The sequence below is a fragment of the Roseofilum halophilum BLCC-M91 genome (genome assembly GCF_030068445.1).
GTDB lineage: Bacteria > Cyanobacteriota > Cyanobacteriia > Cyanobacteriales > Desertifilaceae > Roseofilum > Roseofilum halophilum.
Genome location: NZ_JAQPOK010000060.1, coordinates 1 through 13,544 on the forward strand (window position 1 = coordinate 1; position 13,544 = coordinate 13,544).

Below are 13,544 nucleotides of genomic sequence, written 5' to 3' on the forward strand. Positions count from 1 at the left end.
GAATACTACGAGCTGATAGGGGCCTCCGTTGTACAACCACTCATCTAAGGAAGCTGCTTCCCAGATGGGGTAGAAGTGTAGACCGATCGCATTTGAAGAAGGAACAACTGCACCAGAGATGATGTTGTTTCCGTACAGCAATGAACCCGCTACAGGTTCGCGGATGCCGTCGATGTCTACGGGAGGAGCTGCTACGAAAGCGATGATGTAGCAGATGGTTGCGGTTAAGAGGGTGGGGATCATCAGTACGCCGAACCAACCTACATAGAGGCGGTTTTCGGTTGAGGTAACCCACTGACAGAACCGCTCCCAAGCGCTCGAATTGGAGCTTTGTTGAAGAGTTGTGGTCATGTTTATATGATGGCTATGTATTTTTCTAGGTTCTGTGGCGGTTTTTTCCGTCCACATTTCTAACTTAACCTATTCTTTGAGTTTTGTAAAGGGTTTTCAGAAAAAAATTTTTTCTGAGACTCGCTGAAGCACTTCCCTACCTTGGACTAGCGTCCCCGATTTGCCTAAACTGGGGGTATGCGTGGGAGTCAAAGAAATGTTAAGAACTGTAACCTATAGTCCGGCGTACACTCTGGTTCCGACCTATGAGTGCTTTAATGAGTGTGCCTACTGCAACTTCCGAGTGGCTCCGGGTCAAGACTCAGGGTTAGAGAGATCGGAGGCTCAAGGTATTTTGGCCTCTTTATCTGGATGGGGGATTAGTGAGATTTTAATTCTTAGCGGGGAAGTCCATCCAGCTAGTCCTCGGCGTAGGGATTGGTTAGAGCGAATTTATGATTTGGCTCAGTTAGCTCTTTCCCAGGGGTTTTTGCCCCATACTAATGTCGGGCCATTGAGGTTTGAGGAGATGGCTTGCTTAAAAGACGTTAATGTTTCCATGGGCTTAATGGTGGAGCAGGTTTCTGGGCAACTGTTGGAAACTGTCCATGCTCACGCACCGAGTAAGGAACCCGGATTAAGATTGGAACAGTTAAGATGGGCTGGAGAGCTGAGAATTCCGTTTACGACGGGAATTTTGGTGGGCATTGGGGAAACGGAAGCAGACAGAATACAGAGTTTAGAGGCGATCGCCCAAATCCATCAGACCTACTCTCATATACAAGAAGCGATCCTGCAACCCTACAGTCCTGGAAACCAACAAACCAGCACCTTACCCGGATTTGACCTAACTCAACTGCCCTCCCTCGTCACCCTAGCGCGTCGTATTCTTCCCCCAGATATCACCGTGCAAATTCCTCCCAATCTTGTCTATTACCCAGACCTTCTCTTATCCTGTTTAGAAGCAGGCGCAAGAGACCTTGGTGGACTCGGCCCCAAAGATGAAGTCAATCCGGATTATCCCCATCCCTCTCCCGAACACCTACAACAGTTCTTGCACCCTTACGGATGGGATCTACAACCGCGCTTACCCCTGTATTCGCAATTTGATTCCTGGTTATCCCCAAGGTTAAAAACCGCCGTGGGGCAGTGGCGAGAAAAAAATGCCGTTAGGGTCTAGTCAAATTTCCTTCAATTGTGTTACCCTAGAAAGAGTGGTCAAACATGGCGACATAGCCAAGCGGTAAGGCCGAGGTCTGCAAAACCTCTATTCCCCGGTTCGAATCCGGGTGTCGCCTTTAGAATTAAAAATGCTTGCATTAAAAATTAATATCAAATCCGGTTTCCGCAAGCGGACATGAAAATGAGTTAAACTAGCGGGCAAGATGCCCGCACTCCTCCCTCAATTATTTGGTATTACTGGAATTAAACTAGCGGGCAAGATGCCCGCACTCCCTCAATTATTTGGTATTACTGGAGTGGGAGCATCTTGCTCCCTACATTTTTAATTATGGTATTCAAGCGGATTTGATATAATTTTGTAGGGATGAAAAATTTTTGCCCCTCAAGATGTCTAAAAACACGGTTTCTTGGACTCTTTTGCAGGTTAAACAGAGCGAAAAGTCCCATGAAATCCGATGGGGATAACACTCGGTAATCCTAACCGACAAATAGGGGAATCACTGAGATGATGGGCATCATAAATCCAGACTTCGCTGCTATGGCTACAGCAATGATACATCACTGTCAGCACCCAACCGTTATCCCCGGTTTCTGGATCGGGCACATACAGGGGTTCTGTGGGGTACGATCCCATACCGGGATCGGCCCTATCTAGGGTTTGGGTTTCGTTGTCCCACCGAGCAATGACATTAAGTAAGTCTTTACCTAACGGGGTTCCTGGACGGTGCATGGACAGATAGGTATAGCGGGCGGGTTTTCCGACTTCTAGGGGGGAGACGATGGGGAATTCGCTATGTTGCTCGATCAGGGGATAATGGTCGAGCAGTTGGCCGGTTTTGGGGTTAAGATGCGATCGCCACAATTGACTCAAAGCTTCGGTATGGGTTTGGCCACTGGGCACTTCCCGCAGAAATTCATTGGTTTGGAAGTCCTGATAGCGGGCAAAATCAATCACCAGGTTCTCCTGTTCATCCATAAACCCATTGCTAAAGTGCCACTGGAACCAGGGAGGGGCTTCTTGTTGCGACACCAGGGAGAGGGTTTGGCGATCGAAAATGAGAATTTGCGTGCCTTTTTGCGGCTTCCATTGCAAAGCATCGGCAAAACTGCTTGTACCGAGCAAAATTGGCAATAAATTCAACTCAATGGGGGGAATGAAAAAGACCAAATAGGGGCCCGCGAGAACAAAATCATGGACAATGGACACACTCTTGAGAGGATGTTCGCCCATTTGAATGATTTTACCGGTGCGATCGCTTTTATATAAACATAACTTTGGCTTGGCTCCGAGCATTATACCAAAGTTAAAGATCTCCCCCGTCTGAGCCTCCACTTTCGGGTGTGCAGAATAGGCCATCCCCGACTTTAACTGGGAGAGATCATCCTTACCCTCAGTGTCTAACGTTTCTAAGTCTAACCGATAGGGGCGATCGCCTTCCCACAGAGCCAACAACTTATCCGGTAGGGCTAAAACCGAAGTATTCGCCGAATGTTTCGGCAACTTTCCCCACCGTTTCCACAAAGGCCCAGGAGCAGTCATGCCATAATTAGGATACAGAAATCGATCCGCCTCACCCTCTGCACAATAGCCTTCCGTTTGCACATACCGATAAACCCCTCTTGCGCCCTCATCCGTAAACTTAACCGCCAGAATCGCCCCATCCCCATCAAACCAATGGCCCACCTGCACCCCACCCCGCTCTAACCGTGCAGGCCCATTGCGATACAGCGTACCCCTTAACCCTGGGGGGATCGCCCCTTCCAGGATCTCAAGCTCAGTTGGAGGAAATTCGGTGGCCGGTTGAGCAACTGCTTGACTCCAAGCCGGATAGGATTGAGTTGGGGATGACATAGAGTATTGAATAGCGATCGAGACAATGATTGTAACTTAATGAGACCCACTTAGACCATTGTACCCAATCCATACCCATGTTTAATGTTCAATTTTTAATTGATATAATGCCTGGGTATCCTGACTATTGAATTCTCCTCTGTCCTATGGAAGAAGATTTAGCAAAACTAGAGGTCTTAGAGGGATCGTTTGTTAACTTTGTCTATCCCTTTCAATTTGACTCCGAGGAGTATCCGAAAATTCTTGAATATTTTCAAACACCTCATATACCCAATCGTGAACCTGAAAAGCCTACGGAACCTGCTTGGAAGTCTAAAAAACATTCTTGGATTCGTGATTGCTGTCTTTCTCCAGTGTCAAATTATTTGAATATAGACTCCAATAAACAGAGTGTAGAAACGAAAGCTCACTTTTTTATTCCTACAGATCGTTTTAAGTCTTATGTTCAACTCTCTACCCAATACAAATACAGGATTATAGCCAAAACTGATATTCCTATTGAATTCCATCGTTCAGAACCTTTTGAAGTTATTTTATTTCCTATTGGCATTGGTTTTTTGATTTTTAAGATCAAACCCTGTAACCAAAAGATGAGCGACTACTTGAATATAATTCATTATTTGAGATTTACTAAGGGTCAACGAGGATTTAGGATACAAGGAAGTAGAAGAACTAGGGATAATAATACTGAATATATAGAGCTGAAAGTATCTGAAATTATTGAAAGTCACATACTAAACTGGAATAAAAATTGTAACCTCAAACCCTATCAAGAAATCTTTGTCCCTGGCAAGATGCTTGTCTTTTTCGGGGTGCTTTTTGAAGGAGAGCAAGCCGATCTGAATGTCAAGACAATCTATCGATTAAGTAATTTTTTTAATTCTGAGCAACCGATAAACCCTGGATTGTATGCCCTAGAGTTTGGTGAAGAAAAGTCTGATTTTTTACCCTATGCTCAAAATCATGGCTTTTTATTTTCTCTAGAAGGAGGTGGTTTTTATGGTTATAGGTCACTGAAAACTCAGTTTTTCACAGAAACTCTCATCGATCATTTGCAAAACCAATATTTTCTATTGTTTATTCTAGCCCTGCATCAACGATTTGCTTTAATTCACTTATCAGAGGAAGTAGCAGAAAACTGGAAGACTTCTAACCGACAAGAAGATATTAGGAATAATATGAGAGTTTTCCAAAAAATTCGAGATCAACTCTTGCTGTTTACAGCACGGGGATATTTCCTGCAAGTGATGCAACAAGATAATCATCATCGCTGTTACTGTAAATGGAGGGAAATGTTTCAACTGGATGCGTTGTATACAGAGGTCAATGGTGAAGTTCAGGAAATGCATGAATATTGCCTGATGCAGCGCGATCGCCAACTCCAAGATACAGTATATTATATGAGTGCGGGACTGGGTTCTGGGGCGATCGTTGCTTCAACTGCTGGCATACTCTTTGACTCAGGAGGTATCTATGATTTCGTTGGTGCAGTTGCTCTGAGTGCTTCAGTTGCTTTAATTACTGGGTATTCTGTGAAAACCCTTCAGGGAACTCAGGGTTGGCAAAGATTTAAACAAGCGTTGATTGACTCTCAAGAGAGTGAAGATTGTTATGGTTGTGATGGATTAGGTGCTATTTGGAGAAGCTAAAACCATGACTCATATGATTTTACAAGTTCTGGGAAACAGTGATATTAACGTTTATATAAATGGTTGTCAGCAAAGTAGTCTTGAGGCGATCGGCGATCAGCAAAACTGCCCGCAGATTCAAGAAAGTATTCAAGATTTACAAGAAGACATTGCAGATCGACCTCGCATTTTTAAAATGCCTATGCTGGCGTTAACTCGAACCAGGTTTAATAATCCTGATGTGAAATTTGTTGTTATCCTTACCCATCAACCCGATCAAACTGCTGCTGAGATTCTCAAGTCTGATGGAATTTGGTGGAAAGATATTCTCAAGGATTTTTTTAAGCGGGAAGGAATTGAGGGTTATCTCCTGGAGTTTATTGCTGATAATGTTGCAGATTGGGAAAACATAGCAGACAAGATTCGTCCTTTCTTGAATCAATACTTTGACTTCGATTTTGGAAACAAATCTATTGAATTCGATTCCAAGGAAGAGGGAAGTGAGGTGATGACAGTGGAGCGATTAACGATTCAACACAGTAGCGGTACACCAGCACTGGTGGGAGCGTTGTATCTTTGGGGAATTGAGAAGAAAGTAGCAGGACTTGACCACATTGATTTTCTCTATATCTCTAGTGAAGATAAGACTTGTCCCGATGTTCACCAAGGTCAGCACTGGAAATGGCGATTAAAAGATTCTCAAATTCGAGAGTTACTGGAAATTCAGGATTTTAGTGGTGCGCTGCAACTGCTTGATGAGAGTCACGATCGCTATGAAGAGTTGAAACATAAATTAGATTACTTAGATAAAGCTTTATCCTTTAATCTAATTAATTCTGGTATTAAGGGCGATCGCCAGAAAATTATCGAGCGCATTGGCATTGCTTTGTGGAGTGAAGAGGCTTTTCGCAAGCGCGATCAGTGGATGCACTGGTATTTGAGAATGGCAGGGGCGTTTGAACTAGCGATCTTGTTGTTGGTAGAGAAGCAGGGGAATGGAACCTATGAGTGGAAAGGAACAAAGCTCATTTTTGATCGAGATAAACAATATGGTCAAGTTGCAGTAGCTGGAATTAGAAGAATTCTTTCAGAGTTACTGACTCATGGTAAATTAGAGACAACCATTCATACGAGAGTTAAGACGTTTACAGCGATCGCTGTTCAGTTTCCTGAGTGGCAAGATTTCTCTAATTTTTACTTAAAATCCAAGCATTGGAGTGGTAACATTGAGTTCAGCTTCAACACCATACGAAACAAGCTTTATCATACTTTACAAGGAGATGACATTGACCAAGAGTTAGATGCTAATCCTCAACTGGCAGATACGGCGGTACAATGGCTCAATCAACTGGTTCAATGGGTGGGTATTGAGGCAGAAATTGAGGCATGTAAGAAAAAATATACTGATAGGGTAAATGAAGTGAAGGGGTGGCTCCAATGAATCCAGAGATTTGGCTTAGAGAACAACAAAATCTTTATCCAGATGACTCGCTATCTCTTGAGAGGCCTGAACTTTGCATTCATCCAGTATCGGGAACGTTGGCTAATACTCAGTTTCTGAAGAGTCAGTTTCCTTGGGGAGGGGGCGCAAGTTGCGAGTCTTGTGTACAAATCCGCCATTTACCTTCAGACTTAAACTTAAATCAGATTGGGGTTTTAACGTTTGGCCCAGTTCAATCTTTTCTTGGGGGTGGGCAACGGTTAAGAGATTGGGCAGTTGGTTCTTGGCTGTGTCATTACTTGTCGGCAGTCATTATTTATGAATGGCAACGGCAAGGGGGACGGGTGTTATTGCCGTTGCACAAGGAGCAAGCGTTGGTTCAGTGGTTAGAGAATAAGCCATTGAATTCAGAAAAGTTTTGGCAACCGGAACTGCCGAATGTGATTACTGGGTTGTATCCTGCTCAAGATGATTGGCTCACGAACCTATCCAGAAGTGTTGATGCTCATTGGCGATGTTTAGTTGAAACCCTGGAACAGGTTGTGATTCAGCATCGAGTTTATGGCAGGTTGATTAATGGCCAAGGGTGGCGGGTGATTCAAAATGACCATCAGTATCTGTGGTCGGTGTATCAGGACTCTTGTCGGTTAAACCAAGATAGTGCCAGCAAAGATATTGAGAACTTACATAAAATTATAGATGCCCAAAAAATTGGCCGCCGATGGACAAAAAGTTGGTGGGGAGGAAGAACAAGTCCTTCTGATGGACAACTTTCGATTTGGCATCCGGGACTGCGGTTGGTTTACTTAGAGGGAACGTCTGGACTTCCGGATAATCAACTGCGAGAGTTTTGGGAAAATCTAGCTAACCAAGAGCAAGGGGAATTTGCGCGACTGTTCTCGAAGAGCGATCGCCTCAACAGCATTGAGTTGGTTAAACGCTTGGCTTCTATTCCAGAGATTATTGCACCCACTCTACAAAAGCTATGGGGGAAAAACCCACCCCCTTGTCCTTGGGGGACGTTTCCCGATCGCACTGCGATCGCTGCCACTTGGGTGACTCAATATCCTCAGCTAGAACCTCAATGGAATGAAGCTCTCGAAGCACTAGAAGAGTCTGTACTCTTTCCCGAAGCGATGAAGAAAACCAAATGGGGAATTAAATCCGCCGATCGCCCAGAGGTAAACTTTCATCATCCGCAAATTTTAGAGCGACGGGCGATCGAGGATAAAGAAAAACAAGCGCTCTGGGATGAGCAACCCCCTCTGCGCTGGCAAAGTGCGATTCAGTGGACAGTAGGATGGCGGGGGGATGGGGATAATATTGGTAAATGGCTCTCTGGAGAACAATATCAAACCGAGAGACTGCCTTGGTTAAACTGGCATCCTGTCCTCAAAACTATCCCAGAAAATCCTCCCCGAAAAACAGAACTCCCCCACATGCTCGATCTGTGTGTTTTATTCCGGTATTGGAATGAACTGCTTTATCCTCTAACAGAAGATTCCCATCAAGGCAAAGTTATCTTTGCTGGAGGAGATGACTTTCTTTTGTTAGGGCCGTTAACTGAATTCATTCCTTTAACTACAGATCTATACCATCTATGGAATGGAACGGGTTCAATTGAAGGTTTAGTTGACAATACTGATACCGAAGATGGATGGCTTAAATATGGAGATGAGAATCAACTTTATCCTGTACCTGGAGAACGAATGCACTTTAGTCTAGGAGTTGTGGTTGCTCAACGGAGAGTTCCCCAGTCCCTATGGGATCGTAACTTAAACGAAGCTTATAAAATTGCTAAGAAACAGGGCAGAAATCGGGTTTGTATACGGGTGTTGTTCAACAGTGGTCAATCTTTAGATTGGGTTTGCCCTTGGCCGTTGTGGGAACGATTAATGAATTTCTCTCCTCAAACCACAAGGGAAGCAACAGAACTCAATCGTTGGGAGAAGTTACTGCTCGATCTCGAACGCATTCGCTTGCGACAAAAAAGTATATATGCTCTTCGACACCCACTTAATACGCTCTGGAAAAGTTTGGGGATTCCTTTGAACTTTAACCAGGTGTATGAAGGCAATCGAAATTTTAGAAGAGAGTTGGAAGATTGGCAATGGTGGATTAATTGGGTGAGTCTAAGGGCTTTTCTGGCTCGTCAAGAGAGAGACAGGGAGAAGGTTATATCAATTAACAATTAACAATTAACAATTAACAATTAACAATTAACAATTAACAATTTTCATGTCGGCGATAGCCGAAACAATGAATATGGCTTGGGTTGTGAAGTGTAGGGGTCAACGGCCGTTGACCCCTACAGTTTTTGGCGATCGCAAGCCGTTTCAGCACTTCTTCTCTTTTTCAAGAGTCAAACCCTCGGCTTCTGGAAGCCAAGCTATGACCGGATTGTAGCACCCCAGATCTGAGGGGGTCAAGAAAAAGCCAATTTTTTTCCTCATCTCACCCCCAAAAACCTTAGATCGACAGCCCTCAAACCCTTACCTAGAAGGCTATCTGAGGGGGTCTAGTGTAGAATCAGTGTTTCAGATATCGCCTTTCCCCCTCAGATGCTTATCAGAGAATAATCAATGATAAGTTTAAGTAATCAACAAGGTGTAATAGACTAGAGGCGATCGCCACCCGTGCAAAGAAACCGGGTTTCTGGTTCGACCTCGATAGTAGGCAGCATCTTTAGGAGAAACCCGGTTTCTAAAACTTACAGCATTTTGCTTGCTTAATGAGGTACGCCCATGTGGAGATATCGTTTCCGCAAGCGGACATGAATGGGCAAGCGGACATGAAAAGGGAAAAACGGGTTAAACTCTTACTTATTACTTATTACTTATTACTTATTACTTATTACTTATTACTTAACAGCGCAAAGCGCTGTATTACTGGCGCAGCGCAAAGCGCTGTATTACCCGAAACAAGAGGAGGTTTTACAATGGATTCCTTAAATGATATCCGGCAGAGAGTAGAACAAACACTCTTAGAATATACAAAGATCCCCTATGCTTACGGGGATTTGCAATGTCGTTTAATTGTTAGCAAGGATAGCAATCATTTTTTGCTGATTACTCAGGGATGGCATGACGATGTGCAAGTTCATGGTTGTCTGGTTCATGTAGAGGCGATCGCCAATAAAGTTTGGATTCATCGCGACGGGTTAGAAGATGGGATAGCCGATGATTTGCTACGGGCAGGCATTCCCAAGGACAAGATTGTTTTAGGCTTCCATCCCCCAGAAGTGCGACTCCATACCGGCTTTGCCGTCGGTTAAGGTGTTCTGAGCGATCGCATCCCCATTTTTAATTTTTAATGGATATGACTCAATCCCAATGGTATACCATCACTCCTACCGGCCCCATCGCCCTAGGGAATTTAACCCCAGTGGGTCAAAATAGCGGTATGGTCGGTTGCCGTTGGCCTCCCAATGGCCATCAATTAGCTGCTTGCTTGGAATTGCCCAACCCAAATGCACAAGGCAAAGGAGGCGCTCAACTCCAAGGCCCCTTTTGGTATAACGGTCAAGATCCTTATGTGGTTTTACCTCTACCGGTTTATACGACCGAAGAAAACTGGGATGACAACATAGGCAATGAGCGGATACCTATCTATTGCATGGAATTTCAAGAGCATTGGACAGTTCAAGATCGACAATCCATTGAAATCATTGGTGGCCAGTGTTTAATTGGAGGAAATAGTTTACAAGGACTTTGGACAAATCGGCACTTAATAGCCGATAGCGCTTCTCTAAAACATTTCCCTTGGGAAACCCTGACCCTGAGCCACAATACCCGGCAAAATTACCAAGTCGTCGATGAAGGCGGTTTCTTTGCTGAACAAACCACATTGATCGATCCAGGATGGTCAATTTTAGTCCGAATTCTCCAAGAAGATGGTGGAGATTATAAGCCTCCCCATGGGAGTTACTTGGGAGCAGGAGCAACACCTGTAGTTATTTCTGAACTATCCAGGATGGACTCAAACTGGTTGGATCGGGAGTGTTCCAACTCCAGGGGTGCGGTCTTACTCACTGGAGCGCTATGGCATTCGAGCGATCGCCCCCAACCTTATCGTCATGAGTCCTTTCCTTATCCCCCCATTTCCCTGAAAGGTTACGCCGCAGAACAAGGGCAACCTTGGCAGTCTTGGAAAAAAATTCGCGATCGCCAAAACGCCAGTAATAAAGTTAAAGTGCTAACCCCAGGACAATGGCTCACTCCTGCGGGGGCCGTTTATCTTTGGGATGGAGACCCTCCCATCCAGGAGTCACAACCTTTTCCCAATCAGCACTTTTATCTGAATGCTTTGGGATACGGACATCTGTGGTTATTTTAAGAAAACTATGAAAAATCTCAATCTTGAATGGCTAATTTGTCGTGAGCCGGTTCACATCGGTGGAGCAGACAGTAGCAGTCGGGGAAACAATAACCCCATCTACCGCCTACCCGATCGCACTCCCGTCATTCCCGGCAGTTCCCTGCGGGGCGCTCTGCGAGAAGCGGCGGAACACCACGACCAGGAAAATATTACTTCTCAGGTTAACTCATGGTTTGGCAGTCAATATCGCCCTTTAGAAGAAGGTGAAACGATTGAAGGAGAATCCAATCAAGGTTCTCAGACTTCTCCAGGGGCGATCGCCATTAGTTGGGCTTGGCCCGTCTGGTGGCCCGTTCACGTCCTCGGCTATGGTCACTGGTGGGTCAGTTGTCCCACTTGGCTCAACCGCGTACAACACTTTAGAAGTCAAGATTCCTTAAACTTTAGTCCTAATAACATTTATGTCACTGACCAAACCTTAGTCGAGCAGAACAAGCTTTATCTGCGATGGTTGCAATTAACCGATCTAGCACACGATACGCAAGCCTTACCTGCACCCCAGGAAGTGATTAACAACCGTTGGATTATTGTTCCTGATGATGCCATTAACTTAATTGTCGATATGGGATTAGTTCGCCAGCCTCGCGTTAGTCTTTTAGATGAACCTAATCAAGATGGCACATTAGTTAAAAATTTATTTGCTGTCGAAGGTCTTCCCCCAGGCGCAGTATTTCTCTTCACCTGGACAACCCGCGATGTCGGGACTCTCAATACTGAACACTGGCCCAGATTTCTCCATGATGAGCATTATCTGGGAGGACTCTGGAGTGTTGGCTACGGACGGATTGAAATCCTTTCTCTAGCTGAATCTTAATCTATTACTCATTTATTTTGACCTATGGCTGTTGAATTTTACGAACTCGACCAAAAAGTACATCAAAGGCTGGCGGTGCGATCGCAAACCCCAGAGCAACACCAGCAATGGTATGGAAAAGCCAGTCAAATTGCCGAATACGTCTCCAGTTGGGGCATGGTCAGATTTTGGGCACTCTCTCGCTCTCAAGTTGCCAGGGGAGGAAGAAATGCCGAGAATCAGGACGGTGAAGGGGGTGAAAATTATTTTGCTTGGAAAGTTGCGCGAGAAATTTTATGCGATCTAGTCGGCAATGACTTGAACATTCAAGAAAATCTCATCACTGACGTTTTTCATCAGCGATTTTATAACCTAAGTTTCAACCAGCAAGTCCTCCTCACCGACTTGTTACTAGAAATTGCCGAAACCATTCAATTTTGGTCGGTGCGCTTAAAAGAAGCATTAGATGAACAACGTCCCCTCTAATCAAAAAAATCATGAAAAACTTAAAAAATATCTACGAAACTGATGATGTTCAATGGTTAGAAGAAACCATAAAACTCCTGAAAAAAAAACAATTCGATCATCTAGACCTAGAAAACTTAGTCGAGGAATTAGAAGACTTGGGTAGAGAAAAGAAAAATGCCGTTGCCAGTCTCCTAGAACAAATCATCCGTCATTTACTGCTCCTAGACTATTGGACAACAGAAGCAGAATACAACTCTGTCCATTGGCAAGGAGAACTGTATACCTTCCGAGTTCAACTCAAGCGCAAACTGACCACAAACTTAAAAAACTATCTAGAATCAGAACTCGACTCCATCTATCAAGACGCACTAGGATTTGTCAACATCAAGACTCAAAACCAAGTCGATTTTCCCCAACAATGCCCCTACGCTCTAGATGAGTTACTCCACTTCAACCTTAAACAATAAAGGTAACATCATCGATCGCAAACTCTGGTTTCTCGCCCAGGATAAGAACATTCTCTCGACAAGGCACAGACAGGGGATAAAATCGAATTTGAAGGTAATACATGAGGGGAATAGGGAATAGGGAATAACCTCTTGTAGGGGCGGGTTAACCCAAATTTAGGTCACCCACCCACAACTGAAATAAACCCGCCCCAGTCGTAGGGTTGGCAAGTCTAGGTCAGCAATTGTTTAATAGTATCATTAGACCTTGCCCACCTCATATCAAGTCCGGTTTCCGCAAGCGGACATGAAAATTTGTTAAGAAGCGGGCAAGATGCCCGCACTCCTCGAATTCTTTGATCTGACTGGAGTGGGAGCATCTTGCTCCCTGGATTTTTAATTAGGGTATTTCCGCTTCGCGGACATGAATAAGCGAACTTGATATCACCCCCCAGTTAAGGTGGGCAGGGTCTATTGATGGGTATACAGATTTTCCTTTCTATTCCTGCCCACCCTACACTCTACAATTGTTCATTGTTAATTGTTAATTGTTAATTGTTCATTGTTAATTGTTAATTGTTAATTGTTCATTGTTCATTGTTAATTGTTCATTGTTAATTGTTCATTGATCCCCTGCATAATCAATCACTTATTGCTGAATCCCTCATTACGGATTGCCTACAGAAAATAGGTTAATGTGCAGTCATCTAGATTACATTTAGCCACAAGCGAGGTGAATCCTATGACAGCATTACCGACAAAACTGCCCCAATGGTATACAGTTAAGGCGAATGAAGAGAAAGGATGGGTTCCAGAAACGACAGATGTTGTTGAGTACACAAACAGTAGCCAGAATAACAACGAAGTGTTGAAGGCTTGGGAAGGCCATACAGCGTTTTTCGATGTTATGAGGTACAGTAATCGAAATGTTCCTTGAGAGTGTTGTCCCATGAAAAGCCTGAAGAATGGGCACTCTAGCGTAAAAAATGGTTTTCCCATTACCCATTACCCATTACCCATTACCGCG

The 13,544-nt window shown here is 44.3% G+C and carries 12 protein-coding genes, 1 tRNA gene and 1 pseudogene; 12 read left to right on the top strand and 2 right to left on the bottom strand.

What is annotated here, in order from left to right; genetic code table 11:
- Positions 1–351 (bottom strand): annotated as a pseudogene (locus PJF56_RS07000) (photosystem II q(b) protein); the annotation flags it as partial.
- 196 nt (positions 352–547) lie between these two features.
- On the opposite strand from PJF56_RS07000, the gene cofG reads away from it, so the two are divergent.
- Positions 548–1,510: a 7,8-didemethyl-8-hydroxy-5-deazariboflavin synthase subunit CofG gene (gene cofG / locus PJF56_RS07005; protein ID WP_283761934.1), complete on the top strand. Its 963-nt coding sequence runs from the start codon at positions 548–550 to the stop codon at positions 1,508–1,510.
- Positions 1,511–1,556: 46 nt separating this feature from the next.
- Positions 1,557–1,628: transfer RNA gene (locus tag PJF56_RS07010), tRNA-Cys, on the top strand.
- 308 nt (positions 1,629–1,936) lie between these two features.
- Here the strand turns inward: PJF56_RS07010 and PJF56_RS07015 are convergent.
- Positions 1,937–3,364 (bottom strand): carotenoid oxygenase family protein, encoded by a 1,428-nt coding sequence (locus PJF56_RS07015; protein WP_283761935.1) that lies wholly within the window; start codon positions 3,362–3,364, stop codon positions 1,937–1,939.
- A 146-nt stretch (positions 3,365–3,510) separates the two neighbouring features.
- On the opposite strand from PJF56_RS07015, the gene PJF56_RS07020 reads away from it, so the two are divergent.
- The 10 genes from PJF56_RS07020 to PJF56_RS07065 all read left to right on the top strand — a co-directional run bounded on the left by PJF56_RS07020 (position 3,511) and on the right by PJF56_RS07065 (position 13,454).
- The gene (locus tag PJF56_RS07020; protein ID WP_283761936.1) at positions 3,511–5,013 is read left to right on the top strand and encodes a hypothetical protein; all 1,503 of its coding nucleotides are present in this window, start codon (positions 3,511–3,513) and stop codon (positions 5,011–5,013) included.
- A gap of 4 nt (positions 5,014–5,017) precedes the next feature.
- The gene (locus tag PJF56_RS07025; protein ID WP_283761937.1) at positions 5,018–6,433 is read left to right on the top strand and encodes a hypothetical protein; all 1,416 of its coding nucleotides are present in this window, start codon (positions 5,018–5,020) and stop codon (positions 6,431–6,433) included.
- Positions 6,430–8,628 carry a type III-B CRISPR-associated protein Cas10/Cmr2 gene (locus tag PJF56_RS07030; protein WP_283761938.1) on the top strand — a complete coding sequence of 733 codons (2,199 nt, stop codon included), beginning with the start codon at positions 6,430–6,432 and terminating at the stop codon, positions 8,626–8,628. The genes PJF56_RS07025 and PJF56_RS07030 overlap by 4 nt, the downstream gene beginning before the upstream one ends.
- Before the next feature lie 43 nt (positions 8,629–8,671).
- On the top strand, positions 8,672–8,839 hold the full coding sequence (locus tag PJF56_RS07035) for a hypothetical protein (protein WP_283761939.1): 168 nt from the start codon (positions 8,672–8,674) through the stop codon (positions 8,837–8,839).
- Positions 8,840–9,371: 532 nt separating this feature from the next.
- Positions 9,372–9,707, top strand: a complete 336-nt coding sequence (locus PJF56_RS07040) for a XisI protein (protein WP_283761940.1) — start codon at positions 9,372–9,374, stop codon at positions 9,705–9,707.
- A 44-nt stretch (positions 9,708–9,751) separates the two neighbouring features.
- A complete protein-coding gene (locus PJF56_RS07045; RefSeq protein WP_283761941.1) occupies positions 9,752–10,768 on the top strand; it encodes a hypothetical protein in 1,017 nt (338 codons plus the stop codon).
- A gap of 7 nt (positions 10,769–10,775) precedes the next feature.
- Positions 10,776–11,624: an RAMP superfamily CRISPR-associated protein gene (locus PJF56_RS07050; RefSeq protein ID WP_283761942.1), complete on the top strand. Its 849-nt coding sequence runs from the start codon at positions 10,776–10,778 to the stop codon at positions 11,622–11,624.
- A 24-nt stretch (positions 11,625–11,648) separates the two neighbouring features.
- Positions 11,649–12,089, top strand: a complete 441-nt coding sequence (locus tag PJF56_RS07055) for a hypothetical protein (protein ID WP_283761943.1) — start codon at positions 11,649–11,651, stop codon at positions 12,087–12,089.
- A gap of 11 nt (positions 12,090–12,100) precedes the next feature.
- On the top strand, positions 12,101–12,538 hold the full coding sequence (locus PJF56_RS07060; RefSeq protein WP_283761944.1) for a DUF29 domain-containing protein: 438 nt from the start codon (positions 12,101–12,103) through the stop codon (positions 12,536–12,538).
- A 721-nt stretch (positions 12,539–13,259) separates the two neighbouring features.
- On the top strand, positions 13,260–13,454 hold the full coding sequence (locus tag PJF56_RS07065) for a hypothetical protein (protein ID WP_283761945.1): 195 nt from the start codon (positions 13,260–13,262) through the stop codon (positions 13,452–13,454).
- The last annotated feature ends 90 nt before the right edge of the window (positions 13,455–13,544 follow it).